15 protein-coding genes are annotated in these 16,668 nt (G+C 45.4%); 12 read left to right on the top strand and 3 right to left on the bottom strand.

Features of this window, described 5'->3' with window-relative positions:
• Positions 1-19 precede the first annotated feature (19 nt).
• The 3 genes from aldA to CVN76_RS23580 all read left to right on the top strand — a co-directional run bounded on the left by aldA (position 20) and on the right by CVN76_RS23580 (position 4,357).
• On the top strand, positions 20-1,453 hold the full coding sequence (gene aldA / locus CVN76_RS23570) for an aldehyde dehydrogenase (RefSeq protein ID WP_232732441.1): 1,434 nt from the start codon (positions 20-22) through the stop codon (positions 1,451-1,453).
• A 57-nt stretch (positions 1,454-1,510) separates the two neighbouring features.
• Positions 1,511-2,698 (top strand): iron-containing alcohol dehydrogenase, encoded by a 1,188-nt coding sequence (locus tag CVN76_RS23575; protein WP_157805774.1) that lies wholly within the window; start codon positions 1,511-1,513, stop codon positions 2,696-2,698.
• 84 nt (positions 2,699-2,782) lie between these two features.
• Positions 2,783-4,357 carry a BCCT family transporter gene (locus CVN76_RS23580; RefSeq protein ID WP_100533261.1) on the top strand — a complete coding sequence of 525 codons (1,575 nt, stop codon included), beginning with the start codon at positions 2,783-2,785 and terminating at the stop codon, positions 4,355-4,357.
• A 293-nt stretch (positions 4,358-4,650) separates the two neighbouring features.
• Here CVN76_RS23580 and CVN76_RS23585 read toward each other — a convergent pair whose 3' ends face one another.
• Positions 4,651-4,875, bottom strand: a complete 225-nt coding sequence (locus CVN76_RS23585) for a hypothetical protein (RefSeq protein WP_100533262.1) — start codon at positions 4,873-4,875, stop codon at positions 4,651-4,653.
• A gap of 186 nt (positions 4,876-5,061) precedes the next feature.
• Between CVN76_RS23585 and CVN76_RS23590 the strand changes: the two genes are divergently transcribed.
• The 4 genes from CVN76_RS23590 (at position 5,062) to CVN76_RS23605 (ending at position 9,814) form a co-directional block, all read left to right on the top strand.
• Positions 5,062-6,846, top strand: a complete 1,785-nt coding sequence (locus tag CVN76_RS23590; RefSeq protein WP_100533263.1) for a sensor histidine kinase — start codon at positions 5,062-5,064, stop codon at positions 6,844-6,846.
• Complete coding sequence (locus CVN76_RS23595) at positions 6,818-7,561, top strand: LytR/AlgR family response regulator transcription factor (RefSeq protein ID WP_100533264.1); 744 nt, start codon at positions 6,818-6,820, stop codon at positions 7,559-7,561. The genes CVN76_RS23590 and CVN76_RS23595 overlap by 29 nt, the downstream gene beginning before the upstream one ends.
• A gap of 141 nt (positions 7,562-7,702) precedes the next feature.
• Positions 7,703-9,496 (top strand): carbon starvation protein CstA, encoded by a 1,794-nt coding sequence (gene cstA, locus CVN76_RS23600; protein ID WP_100533265.1) that lies wholly within the window; start codon positions 7,703-7,705, stop codon positions 9,494-9,496.
• Between the two features lie 162 nt (positions 9,497-9,658).
• Positions 9,659-9,814: a DUF1540 domain-containing protein gene (locus CVN76_RS23605; protein ID WP_064505156.1), complete on the top strand. Its 156-nt coding sequence runs from the start codon at positions 9,659-9,661 to the stop codon at positions 9,812-9,814.
• Positions 9,815-9,983: 169 nt separating this feature from the next.
• Here the strand turns inward: CVN76_RS23605 and CVN76_RS23610 are convergent, their stop codons facing one another.
• Together CVN76_RS23610 and CVN76_RS23615 are read right to left on the bottom strand one after the other, a co-directional pair.
• Positions 9,984-10,619 carry an O-methyltransferase gene (locus tag CVN76_RS23610; RefSeq protein WP_100533266.1) on the bottom strand — a complete coding sequence of 212 codons (636 nt, stop codon included), beginning with the start codon at positions 10,617-10,619 and terminating at the stop codon, positions 9,984-9,986.
• On the bottom strand, positions 10,606-10,929 hold the full coding sequence (locus CVN76_RS23615; protein WP_100533267.1) for a hypothetical protein: 324 nt from the start codon (positions 10,927-10,929) through the stop codon (positions 10,606-10,608). Before CVN76_RS23615 ends, CVN76_RS23610 begins: the two co-directional genes overlap by 14 nt.
• Positions 10,930-11,367: 438 nt before the next feature.
• On the opposite strand from CVN76_RS23615, the gene CVN76_RS23620 reads away from it, so the two are divergent.
• From CVN76_RS23620 to CVN76_RS23640, 5 genes are all read left to right on the top strand, one after another.
• Positions 11,368-12,765, top strand: coding sequence for a DHA2 family efflux MFS transporter permease subunit (locus CVN76_RS23620; RefSeq protein WP_100533268.1), 1,398 nt, complete (start codon positions 11,368-11,370; stop codon positions 12,763-12,765).
• 232 nt (positions 12,766-12,997) lie between these two features.
• The gene (locus CVN76_RS23625; RefSeq protein ID WP_232732442.1) at positions 12,998-15,070 is read left to right on the top strand and encodes a BglG family transcription antiterminator; all 2,073 of its coding nucleotides are present in this window, start codon (positions 12,998-13,000) and stop codon (positions 15,068-15,070) included.
• Positions 15,067-15,336, top strand: a complete 270-nt coding sequence (locus tag CVN76_RS23630) for a PTS sugar transporter subunit IIB (RefSeq protein WP_061140836.1) — start codon at positions 15,067-15,069, stop codon at positions 15,334-15,336. The genes CVN76_RS23625 and CVN76_RS23630 overlap by 4 nt, the downstream gene beginning before the upstream one ends.
• 14 nt (positions 15,337-15,350) lie before the next feature.
• Positions 15,351-15,617 carry a PTS sugar transporter subunit IIB gene (locus CVN76_RS23635; protein ID WP_048883161.1) on the top strand — a complete coding sequence of 89 codons (267 nt, stop codon included), beginning with the start codon at positions 15,351-15,353 and terminating at the stop codon, positions 15,615-15,617.
• A gap of 31 nt (positions 15,618-15,648) precedes the next feature.
• Positions 15,649-16,668 (top strand): PTS ascorbate transporter subunit IIC (locus CVN76_RS23640; RefSeq protein WP_100533269.1); only part of this gene is annotated, 1,020 nt, incomplete at its 3' end.

Below are 16,668 nucleotides of genomic sequence, written 5' to 3' on the forward strand. Positions count from 1 at the left end.
AGAAGGGTGAATCATACACGTGAAACGATACGAAGCATATATAAATGGAAAATTTACCGATAGTGAAAACTATATGGATGTCACGTACCCAGCAACAGGACAAGTAGTTGCTCAAGTGTCATCTTGTACAAAGCAAGAAGCCGAACGAGCCGTTCACGCGGCGAAACAGGCTTTCGCTTCTTGGAGAATGGTGCCCTCATACAAAAGAGCAGAAACCGTCATGAATTTATTAAACGAAATGCGAAAAGAAGAATCATTGACAGCTATTGCCACAGCCATTACCGAAGAGATGGGAAAACCGCTGGCCGCTGCGAAGTCGGAAGTCTTTTATGCGGCGGATTTGGGTGAATACCAGGCACAGTGGGCCCGGCGCATCGAGGGGGATGTAGTGGATAGCGATAATCCCAATGAAAAAATCATTTCCTATAAGGAACCGCTAGGAGTTGTTTTAGTGATCGTTCCTTGGAATTTCCCTATTTACGTATTGATGAGAAAAATCATTCCAGCACTTATTAGCGGGAATACGGTTGTCGTCAAACCAAGCGTGAAGTCACCACTATCTGCCTTGGAACTTGCACGATGCATTCATCAAGCCGGCTTCCCACAAGGGGTGATCAATATCGTGACAGGGACTGATGATGTTGTAGGTGAAACATTAAGTTCTTCAGATCAAATCAATATGGTGACCTTCACCGGAAGCACGAAAGTCGGTAAAAAAATCATGGAAAAAGCATCACGTCAAATGGTTCGTACGTCGCTGGAGCTTGGGGGCAAAGCGCCTGCCATTGTAATGGAGGATGCAGATATTGATCTAGCTGTCCAAGCCATAAAGGGCGGAAGGCTAGCCAACTCTGGGCAAGTTTGTAATAACACGGAGCGTGTTTATGTTCATCGTGACATTAAAGAGACGTTCACGAAAAAACTGGTCGAAGCTTTTCAATCCGTTCGGATGGGTGATGGGCTGATCGATCCAGATGTAGAAATGGGCTGTTTGATAAGCGCTCAGGATGTTTCACGTGTACACAGCATGGTGCTTGGAGCCGTTGATGAAGGAGCCAAAATTTTATGCGGTGGCAGCTTGGTCGAAGGAATGACGGATAGTTTTTATCCTCCAACGCTTTTAGATCAATGTACGCAAAAAATGAAAATCGTTCATGATGAAATTTTTGGCCCTGTGCTGCCGATCATTACATTTGATTCGTTGGAAGAAGTCATTGAAATGGCTAACGACTCCCAGTATGGCTTAACGGCAAATGTGTACTCAAACAACTACCGATATGTGATGGAGCTGACAACGAAGCTGGAATGTGGCGAAGTCTATGTAAATCGTCAACAAGGTGAAGCTTACCAAGGGTATCATGCAGGATGGAAGCAATCAGGTATCGGCGGTGACGATGGAAAACATGGATTTGAAGAATTTTTACAAATCAAAACGGTTTATCTTACGTTTTAATTGATAACGCAAAGTGATCAGATGGATCCATCAAAGATGAAAGTAGGAGGATATAAATTGAGTAATTCTTTTGATTTCATGCCTAAAACACAAATTGCCTTCGGAATTGACCGCTCTTTGCAAATCGGAACGGATGTTAAGGGAATAAGCGGTCAGAATAAAGTGGTACTGATTACAGATCCAGGTGTCATGAAGGTCGGTCTTTCCGATATTATCTTGAAGGCTCTCGAAATGGATGGTGTAGAAGCCTTCGTCTTTAGCAATGTGCAAAGTGATCCAACGGCAGCCTCCATTGATGAAGCGGCAGAAATCATTCGCCAGTTCGATGCTAAATGTGTAATCGGGTTGGGCGGTGGTTCAGCGATGGATGTAGCAAAAATGGCAGCTCTTGTTGCAGGTGCAGAACATCCGGCAGTACATTATGCGTTAATGGCACGCCCGTTTGCACCAAAGACCATTAAATCGATCATGATTCCCACTACATCGGGAACAGGAGCGGAGGTAACGAGCACGGTTGTCTTCTCTACCGATGAAAAAAGAAAGGTTTGGGGATGGGATGCGGATATGGCACCTGATCTTGCCATTTTAGAACCGAAATTCACGGTGGCCTTGCCTGACTTTTTAACAGCGGCTACAACCTTGGATGCCCTCGTTCATTCAATTGAAGCGTGCGCCGGAAAAAAATCGAATCCATTTATAGAAGCATTGAGCCTGCAATCGATTCGGTTGATTGCGAAGCATTTTGAAACCGCACTGCAAAACCCTGCAAACTTAGAGGCGCGAGGAAATCTTGCACTAGCAGCCACACTTGCAGGAATGGCCATCGAGCAAGGAGGCACCGGAATTGCCCATTGCCTCGGTCATGCGCTTGGAACACTGGGAAGGATCCATCATGGACGTGCCGTCTCGATTGCATTAGCTGCTACATATGCTTGGAATGCCGAAGAAGCGACGCAAATCCATGCCGAAGTAGCGCGTGCTCTTGGTGTAAAAGAGGAAGGATTGACAGAAGAAGGACTTGCTCTTGCGGGGGCAAGCGAGTTTAACAGATTAGTAGAAACAAGCGGCTTGAAAACCTCGCTTCAAGAGGATGGTTTAAGCCTTGCTGACGTGGATCGACTGGTGGAAATCGCATTATCGGAAGAAAATGCGCCAATGCGCTTAAATAATTGCCGCGTCGCGACCAGGGAAGAGTTAGTACGGTTTGCCAGCAAGATCTTAACACCTGCACCGGTTAATGCTTAAAAAGGAAAAATGAATAATTATAGAAACACGGGTAGTTGAAAGTGTCTTAACCGTTTTCTCTACAGTGGGATTAGGAGGGGAATCATGAAAAATATCCGACACTTAGTGTTTTGGCCACCGTTTTTATTATTATTGGGTGCCGTCATCCTTAGCTTTACCAACAAAGAGGCTTTTATAAAGATAACGACCGATGCCAACGATTGGGTGATTGTAAACTTGGGAGGCGTGTTCAGTGTAAGTGGATTACTAATGGTGATAGCGTGTATCGCCACGTACTTTTCTCCACTAGGGAAAGTGAAAATTGGTGGTGCTAAAGCAAAACCCATCTTGAGTTTCAAAAACTGGTTTGCCATCACATTAACGACAACCATTGCCTCTGGTTTAACATTCTGGGGAATCGTTGAGCCTGTATATCATGTATCAGCACCGCCTGAATCTTTGGGGATTGACCCCAATAGTCCGGCTGCGGCCATCTTTGCGATGTCAACGATGTACCTTCATTGGACCATTACACCTTATGCCATTTATTGTGTACCTATTATTGTTTTTGCTTTTACTTATTATAATATGCGTAAGCCATACAGCTTATCATCTACATTATCGCCTATCCTCGGCAAGAAATTGGAAGGGAAAGGCGGGCAAGTGATTGATGCCGTCTGCTTATATACATTGGCTTTGGGAATGGCTGCTTCAATGGGGACGAGCACGATGAGCCTTGCTGGCGGAATCAAAAGCTTGACTGGAATACAAAGCACGCCTGTTGTTTGGGGAATCATCACTCTTGTCGGAACAGCCATTTTCATTGTTTCCGCATCAAGTGGATTGACGAAGGGAATCCGGATTTTGTCCAATATCAACGTAAAAGCTTTCTATGCCGTCGCCTTATTCCTGCTTATTGCAGGACCGACTTCTTATATGTTGAATTTAGGTACGGAATCACTCGGCTATTATATCAGTCACTTTTTTGAGAAGAGTTTATTTACAGGAGCTGCCGCTGGAGATCAATGGCCTCAATGGTGGACAACGTTTTATTGGGCTAACTGGTTTTCATGGGCAGCGATTACCGCTTTATTTCTTGGGAGAATCGCTTATGGATATACGGTAAAAACAGTGATCTTCGTCAACTTTATTTTGCCGGCGATCTTCGGCGGCATCTGGATGACGATCTTCAGTGGTACATCGATTAAGATGCAAATGGAAGGAGGGGCACTCGCAAAAGTTTTGAATGACAGTGGTCCTGAATCCGTTTTATATGCCGTATTCGAGGCGCTGCCTTTCGCTCAGGTCGTCATTCCTTTTTATTTATTCATCGTTTTCCTTTCCTTTGTTTCGGGAGCGGATGCAAATACGGCAGCGATGGGTGGCATCAGCTCGACTGGCATCTCTCCAAAAAGTCCCGAACCAGGAATTTTAATTAAAGCCACCTGGGGAATAACCGTAAGCTTTGTTTCCTGGGTGATGATCAGTTTTGCACAAATTGACGGAATTAAAATGCTCTCCAATCTTGGCGGGGTACCAGCGCTAATATTAGAGCTCGGTGTATTGATTGCCCTCTACAAAATCGCCAAATCTCCGGCAAAATATGATGTTACAGACCAAAACGAAATCGAAGAGAATCATGGATTAATTGACCTTGAGAAAAAAAGCGAAATCATTTAAGTACGAAGCAACCGGGGCAAATTCCTGCCCCGGTTTTTCCCGTTAACTTAGCTTTGCTGGTTGCTTGTTTGGCTGAATAGCTTATATCATGAAGGAGGGACGGCGAAGTTTAAGAGATTTTGCCCAATTCAATTAACATGAACGTGAGTGATATAGTAGGGTGGCGAAAACGTATGGATGAGAAGGATTGTTTAATGCATTATGACCTTGATATATAGGTATGAATAGGAGTAAGCACCGAGATTAATCCGAGTAAAATATCTATAAAAAACCAGGTGAAGAAAAACACTTTGCTATGTTCCGTTAGGATTTTCCAATCGCTCTTGCTGTAACCAAAAACTTCCAAACGGTAATGAATAATCCATTTTTCTTTTTTGAGCTATTAAGATAAGTAATATACCTATAATAAACAAAGAGATAAATATATTGAAAGATGTTATATATCCAATCGGGAACAATGCTGCACCAATTAATGATAATGCCCCTAAAGTATAAAAAATTCTGTCTCTACTAATCATAATTCCTCCTAAGTTCCCATTATAAGTATTTTCTTTAATTAGCTTGGTTTCAAAAATGACTTATTCAGATTCAGAAACGGTATACCCGCGCCAATGATGTGGCGGGCTGAAATGAAAAAACAAAATTCGACAAAGATTTCAAAGCTGTTGTAAGATGAATGAAAAAGCCAGAAAAGGGTGGATGAGTTGGTTCATTTATTACCGTCGCTGTTTGAAAAAGTGGGAATCATCGTGATTGCTGCGTTCCTGCTTTCTTATATGAAGCCATTTCGGCAAATGATCGGCCATGAACATCGAATGTCAAAGAAAATCATGCTCATCATCCTTTTTGGAACATTCGGCATCATTAGTAATTATACCGGGATTGAAATCGGAAATCATGCCATGCCCGTCGGTGATTGGCATACCGAAATCGCGCCAGATAACGCGATTGCCAACACCAGGATCATGGGTGTGGCCATCGGCGGCTTGCTTGGGGGGCCATTCGTTGGTTTGGGGGTCGGTTTGATTGCAGGGATTCATCGTTATTCGCTCGGGGGATTTACAGCAGGGGCTTGTGCCGTGGCGGCAATTTTGGCCGGAGTCTTATCCGGGTATTTAGGGAAAAGGCGTCAAAAGCATGGAAGGATCACCCCTTGGTTTGCCCTCCCGATTTGCATGGCACTGGAAGCGATCCAAATGGTCATCATCCTGGCAACGGCCAAGCCATTTGAACGGGCCTGGGAGCTCGTTCAGGTAATCGGACTTCCGATGATATTCATCAATGGCTTTGGCACGTTACTGTTCATGCTCATCATTCAATCGATTACGAGGGATGAGGCCCGGACGCGGGCGGTGCAGACGAATTTGGCGTTCCTGATTGCGGATCAGACATTGCCTTATTTCCGCCAGGGCTTGAATCAAAGCTCCTGTAAGAAAATTGCCGAGATCATCCTTGGGCTGACAGAAGCGGATGCCGTGGCCATAACCAATCGGAATAGCGTACTTGCTCATGTGGGGGCAGCTTCCGATCATCATGTCCCGAAGGAAGGAATCGCCACGGGCTTAACGAAAAAGGCTCTTGAGCAGGGTAAGATCATCGTCGCGAAAACAAGAAAGGATATTTATTGCTTTCAAGATCAATGTCCATTGCAAGCAGCGGTCGTGCTGCCCCTTCAGGTCCAACGGAAAACGGTCGGGACGTTGAAGATGTACTTCAAGCATCCCGATAAATTAAGCCAAGTGGAACAGGAGCTGGCTGAAGGGCTGGCAAAGCTTTTTTCCACCCAGCTGGAGCTCGCTAAAGCGGAAATGCAGACGGAGTTATTGAAAGATGCAGAAATCAAGGCCTTGCAGGCACAAGTCCATCCGCATTTTCTGTTCAACGCAATCAATACGATTTCCGTTTTATGCCGGACGGATGTGGAGAAGGCAAGAAGCCTATTATTGGAGCTTAGTGCTTTCTTTCGCAGCAACCTGCAAGGCGCAAGGCAAATATTGGTGCCGCTTGAAAAGGAATTGGAGCATGTCCATGCATACTTATCGCTGGAGCAGGCCCGCTTTCCGGATAAATATGAAATCGTTCATAACATAGAACCAAGTCTTAAGGAGGTTCCACTGCCTCCGTTCACGCTGCAGCCGCTCGTTGAAAATGCCATCCACCATGCCTTTTCGCAAATGAGAAACAAAGGTGAAATCCTCATCGATGTATCTTTTCAAGAGGCGGCGATGTGCATAACCGTGAAGGATAACGGAAAAGGGATCCCAAGCGAGAAATTAGCTGAATTGGGGAAGCGTACTGTCAAATCGCCGAAAGGTACAGGAACGGCCCTTCATAATATCAGTGAACGGCTGGAGGGCATCTATAAGGGCCAGGCCAGCCTCTCGGTAGAAAGTGAAACGAATGTTGGTACACAAGTGAAAATATCAATACCACTAAACAAAAAAGGAGCATATGTCAACGATGATGAAAGCATTTATCGTAGAAGATGAACCACTGGCAAGGGATGAATTGAAATATCTTTTAAAGAGAAGCAGGCACGTAGAAGTCATCGGTGAGGCTGAAGGGATAGCAGATGCCATGAGGAATATTCCCCGCTTGAAGCCAGATCTTGTCTTTTTGGATATTGAGCTGGCAGATGGCACAGGGTTGCAATTGGCGAAACAATTGGCGGGGCTTGAGCCGGCCCCGACCCTCATTTTTGCCACGGCCTATGACGAGTTTGCCCTTCAGGCGTTTGAATCGTATGCATTTGATTATCTATTGAAGCCCTTTGATGAAAAGCGGATACGCCAAACCTTGGACAAGCTCGTCAAAGTGCTTAAAGCAGGGGAGGGTGAAATCAGGTCGAATCCCCCGCTTCGCAGCGCGGTGGAGCAGACAGGGAAACTGGCTGTTGAAATCGATGACCGGATCGTTTTGATCGACCGGGATTCGATATTATTCATCGGGCTCATCGATGGAAAGACGATCATCAAAACGGAAGAAAATGAATATAAAATGGGCGACCCGCTCATCGTGTTTGAAAGGAAGCTTGATCAACGCTCCTTTTTACGGGTGCATCGCGGGTTTATCGTCAATGTCACCCATATAGCCGAAATACAGCCCTGGTTCAATTCGACGTATAATCTCATCATGAGCGACGGATCGAACATACCCGTGAGCCGCACATATGTAAAGGAGCTAAAGCAGCTTATTGGTTTCTAAAATTTTCATAATTCTGCATTTTAGCTTCTTTATATTGCAATCCAGCCCTCATTATCTGCATTGTAGCTTGAAAACCCTTTGCATCCGCTTACATCATGATATCATCAGTCTACGATGTAAGAAATAGAGGGGGGTTCCAAAATGAATGCGGTTTCAATCGTCATTGGCTCGATTTGTATTTTAATGATCGCCTACCGTTTATACGGGACATTCATAGCAAGGAAAGTTTTAAAACTGGATGATTCCAAGCCGACACCGGCTCATGCATTGGAAGATGGAAAAGATTATGTTCCAACAAATAAATGGGTGGCATTCGGACACCACTTTGCCGCCATCGCAGCGGCAGGCCCGCTCGTCGGTCCGATTCTTGCGGCACAATTTGGCTATTTGCCAAGTTTGCTATGGCTATTGATCGGGGCTGTCATCGGCGGAGCCGTCCATGATGCCGTCGTGCTGTTCGCATCGATGCGTAAAGACGGAAAATCGCTATCGGAAGTTGCCAAGGAAGAACTTGGACCGGTCGCAGGCTTCTGTACAGGACTTGCGATGCTTTTTATCATTACCATTACGATGGCAGGACTTTCTATGGTCGTCCTGCATGCATTGGAAAATAACCCCTGGGGGACGTTTGCCGTCGGAATCACGATTCCCATCGCCATGGGAGTAGGCCTGTACCATAAAAAAACAGGCAATCTAAAAGGCGCGACCATCGTCGGCTTCGCCCTCATCATGGCTGGGATCTTGCTTGGTCCGAACATTCAAGGAACGGCCCTTGGTGAACTATTGACACTCGAAGCAAGCACGCTGGCCCTCATTTTGCCGATTTATGCTTTCTTTGCAGCGGCATTGCCGGTGTGGCTGCTGCTTGCACCGCGTGATTACTTAAGCACCTTCATGAAAATTGGTGTATTTGCCGCATTGATCATCGGCGTGTTCGTGGTGAATCCAGAGATCCAATTTCCAGCATTCACCGAATTCGTCAATGGCGGAGGCCCGATTGTCGCCGGTCCTGTGTGGCCATTCATTTCAATCACGATTGCCTGTGGGGCGATTTCAGGATTTCATGCATTCGTCGGCTCCGGCACAACGCCAAAAATGCTGAACCGCTGGAGTGATATCAAATCCGTCGGTTTCGGGGCGATGCTTGTGGAATGTGTCGTGGCCATCATGGCATTGATTGCGGCAGTCTCCCTGCAGCCAGGTGATTATTTTGCGATTAACTCTTCACCTGAGGTCTTTCAAACATTAGGAATGGAAAAAGTGCACCTTAATGAGCTAAGCGAAGAAATTGGCATTAACCTTGAAGGACGGACAGGCGGGGCCGTAACCCTTGCTGTCGGGATGACTTATATCTTTACGGAAATTCCCTTCTTTGATAAATTGGCGTCATTTTTCTTCCAATTCGTCATCATGTTCGAGGCGGTGTTCATATTAACCGCAATCGACTCCGGGACGCGTGTGGCCCGTTACTTGATCCAGGACTTCTTCGGCGAGTTCTATAAACCATTGAAGCGAGTCGATTGGCTGCCCGGCAACATCTTCGCCAGTGCGTTAGCCTGCTTCATCTGGGGCTATCTGCTCTATTCCGGGGACATCGGCTCGATCTGGGCACTATTTGGCGTATCCAACCAGCTCATGGCCTCGATCGGCCTCATCATCGGGGCGACCGTCGTCTTGAAAATCGCCGACAAGCGCTGGTATATGTGGACATGCCTCGTGCCCCTCGCTTACCTATATGTAACGGTTAATGTAGCAGGATACTGGATGGTGAAAAACGTATACTTGAACCCGGACGCTGCAGGCTTCAGCATCCTGAATGGAGCATTGTCGATTATCATGCTATGCCTTGGCTTGGTCATTCTCATCTCGGCCTTGAAAAAGTGGCGCGAGCTCTGGAAAATCCCGCAAGCCGAACTACTGAAACAATCAGCCTAAAATAAAAATCATACACTTGATTGATATAAAATCTAGTTTGATCGATAAATCGCAATAATCCTCAGTACAAGAGTTGTATCACCTAAAATGGAGGAACCTAAAAAAGGAAAGTATCAATACCCCCAAATTTGTTAATGATAACAAATGAGGAGGTGTAATACGATGGCTAAAGATGTTCTATGTGAGGTAAATAATTGTGTACATTGGCATTCTGGAAACAAATGTAATGCTGAAGCTATTTATGTAGTGAGTCATAAAGGGAATCATGCATCAAATAGTAAAGAAACGGATTGCAAAACATTTGATCCAGGAGTTTAAAACCTCGGGGGGTAACCATCAACTGGTTGCCCTTCTTCTTTTTTATTATTGATAATAAAAATCATTTTCATTCAAGAAAATTGAAATTCCTTTTATTTTTCTTCCTCACTTCGTAAGATTGAGCGATAAATCGGGAGGCTTGATCGATATAATCGTGAACGAAGCAGCGTTACTTTACTTTTGAAATGGCCAGCCCGTCACCAAGTGGAATGAGCAATGACTCCAAGCGAGGATGATTGGCGACAGATTCATTGAATTTCTTCATGAATTCAGTGTAATGCTTAGGTTCAGCTTCCTGATCTGCGACACTGCCTCCGACAAGGACATTATCCATGACGATTAAAGCACCCGGTTCTGCCAGCTCTATGCAATAGTGCAGGTAATTTTCATAATTGTCCTTGTCAGCATCTATAAAGAAAAAATCAAATTTCCTGTTATCACGAACGAGTCGTTCAAGGCTTTGCAGTGCCTCTCCGGTCATATACGTTACTTGATCGCCAAAGCCAGCTTTTGATAGATGGCTTTGTGCCAAGGCTGCGTAAGTTCCCTTTAATTCAAGGGACGTTAATTTCCCTTCACTGCCGAAGCCCCTGGCCAGGCAAATCCCGCTATAGCCCCCAAGAGCACCTATTTCCAGTACATGTTTCGCACCTGAAATCGATACAAGCATGGTTAGGAATTTCCCGGATGAAGGAGATACCGATATGGAAGGCATCCCGTTTTCTTTTATCGCAGACGCGACTTCTTCCAAAAGCTCATCTTGGGTATGAAACACTGAATCGATATAGTGGTTAATTTGTTTCATTCTGTACCATTCCTTCCTCATCATGATTGATAGCTTCCTTTTCTTCACTTTCTTGTATTTCAAATAATTGTGTAAATTCGTTGATTAACATATCGATGGCTTTTAATTCACCGACTAAAATTTGATTAATGGATTGAAACTCTGGTTTGTCTAACTGTTCCTTAATGGTTGAACGTTTAAGCTTCATCATCTCCAGAAAAGCGAGAGCCCGTCCGCGGCGAAACGTTTTTGGGCCACGATGGTGTGAACCATGTCCTTTTCCTTTGTGATGTCCATCGTTTTTTAGATCCTTCATTTTTTCATCTCTCATAGCATCCTCTTTCTGTATACAAACGTATACATGTTTTTTCTTCTTCTAACTGTATACTTATGTATACAAAATGTCAATGAATGAGCAAGAAATCACACCAAAATATGTGTGAAAGCCAAATTCGCGAGTAAAGCTCCAATCCAGTGAAAGGGAGCACTATTCTTCCGGTAAAAAGAACATGTAACTGATAAAAGTGTGTCCAAAATGTGAATTCGTTGAATAGAAGCGTTAAAAAGTACTTACATCCTGAGAATTTTTTTTGGTATAGTATCAAATAGACCGGTTGGTATAATAGGGAGGGTGCTTTCGGCTATGGGTACTAATCGTTGCTGAGGTCATGCAACGATTTTTTTCGGCAAATGTAAGAAGCTTTTGCAGATGAGTTCAGAGACATCTCTTTGCGATGGCTATCAACTATAATGAGGGAGTTTTTAACAAGTGGATAAACAGGTAAAAACAGGGCCGATAATGGCGGCTCTTTTAGTCGCGGGGTTTGTCGGGCTATTCAGTGAAACCGCATTGAACATCGCATTGGGTGAATTAAGCGATATTTTTGATGTAAGTGCGACGACCATCCAGTGGCTGGCAACAGGCTACTTTTTGACACTCGGCATTTTAGTGCCGGTAACAGGAATTTTAATGCAAAAGTTTACAACACGCCAAATGTTCATGGCGTCTTTATTTTTTTCAATTATCGGTACGATTGTCGCGGCTGTCGCACCAGAGTTTAGTGTGCTATTGGCGGCACGTGTGATTCAGGCAGCTGGACTGGCGATCATTTTGCCGTTGACGCAAAATGTCATCTTCACGATTTTCCCGCCGCATAAACGTGGAGGGGCAATGGGGATCATGGGATTGGTCATCTTAGCGGGTCCAGCCTTCGGTCCTACCTTGGCTGGCATGATTTTGGATACGTTATCGTGGCATTTTATATTCTGGTTTACGCTACCGTTTTTATTATTTTCGCTTATTTTTGGCTATATTTTCATTCCGAATGTTAATGAAATCCGAACGGTTACAATTGATTTCTTGTCGGTTGTGTTATCGACGATAGGCTTTGGCGGTATTGTGTACGGGGTAAGCGCAGGCGGCGATCTCGGCTGGGCGAATACGACGGTCATGGGCACAATCATCGTTGGGATCATCGCACTCGTTTTGTTTGCATTCCGTCAAACGAAGATGGAAAACCCGCTTTTGAATTTACAGGCATTCAAGTATCCACTCTTCGTGCTGGGACTTGTGATGAACATGATTACGTTCTTCAACATGTTATCGATGCTTGTTGTGCTGCCGATGTATATGCAAATGGCGTTAATCGTCTCGGCGTTCGCCACTGGCTTGATCATGCTGCCAGGCAGTTTGTTAAACTGTGTATTCGCGCCGATCATCGGGCGGCTATTCGATAAATATGGCCCTCGTGCCATCATTATGCCTGGAACGATATTGGTTGCGATCGGCTATGGGCTATATGCCATGTACGGAACGGAAACGGCACTTTGGATCGTGGCAGTCACACATATCGTGATGATGCTTGGCATTGGCATGGTCCTTGCTTCCGTCCAAACGAATACATTGAATGCCTTGCCAAGACAATTCTATCCAGATGGTATCGCGATCACGCAAACCTCCCAGCAAGTATCGGGGGCCATTGGCATTGCAGTCATGATATCGCTTTTCTCTGCGAAGCAAAGCAGCTATCTGGCTGATTTCGCAAATGACCTGCCAGCAGCTGCTGCTACGGGATCATCACTTGTATTTAAAGTCAGTTTACTGCTTGCCGGCGTTAATGTGGTGCTTTCATTATTCATGAAAAAACCGTCTGGACATGGAGTATGAGAGTATGACTGTCTAGTAGACAAAAGGTTTCGGTGACTCCGAAACTTTTTTTTATTTTTGAGTGGATGTACTCAGCCCTCGAACGGATGACTTCGTTGCCTTAAGCATGGTTGCAGGATTGTGCACAAAAAAATGTAGAGTATAATATTGTGCAGTCGATGTGACAACAAACGAACTCAGAAACCGTTCATTTCTAATGAGAAGTGGGATATTGTAGAGGAAGGGAGAGGGAATGAGCATGTTTTTAGATGAAAGAAGCGCCAATTTATTAAGGCTATTGCAGCATTCGCCGATTTCGAAAATGAAAGAGCTTGAAGCACAAACCGGTTTGACGAGAAGGCAAATTCAATATGCCCTGACTAAAGCGAATGATTGGCTGCAATTTCAAGGTTATAAGCCGATTCAATTCAGCCGTGAAACGGGTTATTCCTTTTCTGGAACAATCAAGGATGAAGAATTGAATGTTAAGCTGACAAAACGCAATTATATATTTTCAGAGATGGATAGAGAAAGAGTTTTTTACCTGCTGATTTTGTTAAGCGAGGAGGAACTGTCCGTCTACCATTTCCAGTCACTTACCGGAATATCACGCAATACGGTGTTGAAGGATTTAAAGCGGTTAAAGGAAATACATAGAGACAAGGCGCTTAAAATCCAGTATTCGAAGCAAGAAGGATATGTGGTGAAGGGAGAAAGCCGGGTTAAACGATATGTCATCGAACATCTGGTGCATGATGTGCTGAACAGCCCGAATCGCGAGCCGATCATGGAGTGCATCTGGGGGAGATACGAAAGTAGAATCTTTGCGATTCGCTCACAGCTTGAAAGGATCGAGCGTGAATTGGGCATCACCTTCACCGATGAACGGCTCCATGAACTGACTTATTTGTTTTTATGCACCGATCAGCTCATTGGAAAAGGGGAAGCGTTATTGGCAGACCCGAGCTGGGAGCCATTTGTTACGACTGACGAGTACAAAATGGTCGAGGAAATGACCAAAACGGATGCCTTTCAATCGGCATGGAGTGAAACGGAAAACCTGTATGCAACTTTACATTTATTAAGCATGAATCGTACGAAGGACCTTTCGCCTCTAAAGGATGATGAGATCATTCAACAGCTATTGGAGGAAATCGTGGAAGAGTTTGAAAGGTTGGCTTTTGTTCACCTGAAAGACAAAGAGCAGCTATGCCAACAACTATATGTTCATTTTAAACCGGCATATCATCGCCTGCGGTACGGTCTCCCGCAAATGAATCCGATGACCGGCCGGGTCCAGAAGGTATATCCTGAGCTGCATCATTTGACAAAGAAGTCGATGTGGGTGCTGGAGAAGGAGCTGGATTGTCCGGTATCGGAAGAGGAAGTGGCCTACTTCACGATCTATTTTGGCGGCTGGCTGCGCAGGCAAGGAACGACATTGGATGATCGAAAAAGAGCGATAGTCGTTTGTCCGAATGGTATCGGTATCAGCAATATCCTCATTTATACATTGAGGGAGCTGTTTCCCGACATTTTGTTCCTGGATGTTCTGTCCGTTCGAGCTGCGTCCGATTACACACTCTCATATGACCTTGTCTTTTCAACCGTCCATATGCGGACGAACGCGACATTATTCGTCGTGCCGCCCATACTGGAAATGCAGGATAAGCATACACTGCGCCAGCAGGTGATGCAGCAGCTGTACGGATATACGGCCGAAAGTGTCGATGTTGCAGCATTATTGAAGCTCATCTCCAAGTATGCCACCATCCATGAACAGGATCAGCTTGAAAAGGCACTGCAGTCGAAGATGTATGATCGTACACCAAAAATTACTCAATTTTCATTAAAGGAGGCAGAGAAGCCTGTGTTAGAAGAACTGCTCAATATGCAAACCATTCAATTACAGCCGCACGTTTCCGATTGGAAGGAAGGCATTCAGGTAGCGGCTAAGCCTCTCGTGGACCTGGGAACCGTCGAAGAGCGATATGTGGATGCCATGATCGAGGCGATAGAAACGAATGGTCCTTATGTAGTCATCACTCCCGGGGTGGCAATCCCCCATGCACGGCCGGAGCAGGGAGTCCGGTCCTTATCGATGAGCTTATTGAAGCTGGATGAAGCCGTCGACTTTGCGCCGGATAAGCCGGTACGCTTGATCATCATTTTGGCTGCGGTGGATAACGATTCCCATTTGCGCGCATTGATCCAGCTCACTCAATTATTGAATGAACCAGCCAATATTGAAGAACTGCTGCGAACTTCAGACAAAGAGGTCCTTATGGAGTACGTTCATAAATATTCAAAGGAGGAAACGGAATGAAAAAAATCATGGTAGTATGCGGGAACGGATTGGGCAGCAGCTTCATCATGGAGATGAATGTGAAGAAAGCATTGACGGAAATGGGGAAGACGGCGGAGGTGGATCATACGGATCTGGCATCGGCCAAAACGGTTCAGGCGGATATATTCCTCGGTGCCGCGGATATTGTCGGTCAGCTGGATGATGGGACGCGTACGATCGTCACATTGGAAAACATGATGAGCATTCCGGAAATCAAATCTAAATTGGAAGTCCATATCGGATAAAAGGAGAGATTGATATGAAAAAAATCATGGTAGTATGCGGGAACGGATTGGGCAGCAGCTTCATCATGGAGATGAATGTGAAAAAGGCGTTGACGGAAATGGGGAAGACGGCTGAAGTGGATCATACGGATCTGGCATCGGCCAAAACGGTTCAGGCGGATATATTCCTCGGTGCCGCGGATATTGTCGGTCAGCTGGATGATGGGACGCGTACGATCGTCACCCTGGAAAACATGATGAGCATTCCTGAAATTACATCGAAATTAGCTTCACATCTATAAGAAGAAAAGATAAAGAAGAGGGGGAGAGGCAATGCTGGAGCTTATCATGAATGACATCTTGGGTACACCATCGATACTGGTCGGGCTGTTTGCGCTAGTCGGCTTGCTGTTACAACGGAAAGCTGCTGCGGATGTTGTATCTGGAACGCTAAAAACCGTTATGGGCTTCATCATCATTGGAGCGGGTGCGGCCGTACTCATTGGCGCCCTTGATATATTCAGCCAAATGTTCGATCATGCCTTTAATGTTCAAGGCGTCATCCCGAATAACGAAGCCATTGTTGCAGCGGCACAAAGTGATTTTGGGACTTCGACTGCCTTGATCATGGTTTTTGGGATGGTCGTCAATGTTTTACTAGCACGCTTCACGCCATTTAAATATATATTCTTGACGGGACACCATACCTTATTCATGGCTTGTTTACTTGCTGTCACCCTATCGGTCGGCGGGCTTGACGGCGTTGCGCTCATCTTGGTCGGTTCCATTCTGTTGGGGGCATGCATGGTGTTGTTCCCTGCGCTCCTTCAGCCATACGTGCGGAAAATCACCGGAAGCGATGATTTTGCCATCGGCCACTTCGGGACGATTGGATATTTCGTTTCTGCAACCGTCGGAAAATGGTTTGGCAACAAGGAAAAGACGACGGAGCAAATCAAGGTGCCTAAATCGTTAGGATTCTTGAGGGACACATCGGTCGCTGTCTCCCTAACCATGACGATTTTCTTCGTGATCGTCGCATTGTTTGCCGGGCAGGATTATATCGAAACAAAATTATCCGGCGGCTCGAACTTCATCGTATTTTCTTTCATCCAGGCAATCACATTTGCAGCCGGTGTCTACATCATTCTTGCAGGGGTACGGATGCTGATTGCCGAGATCGTCCCAGCCTTCAAGGGAATCGCGGATAAAGTCGCGCCAAATACAAAGCCTGCGCTGGATTGTCCGACCATCTTTCCATTCGCACCGAATGCCGTGATCATTGGGTTCCTATTCAGCTTTATAGCTGGATTATTGTCGATGTTCCTTCTTCCGGTAATCGGATTGAAGGTC

The organism is Bacillus sp. mrc49 (genome assembly GCF_002803435.1).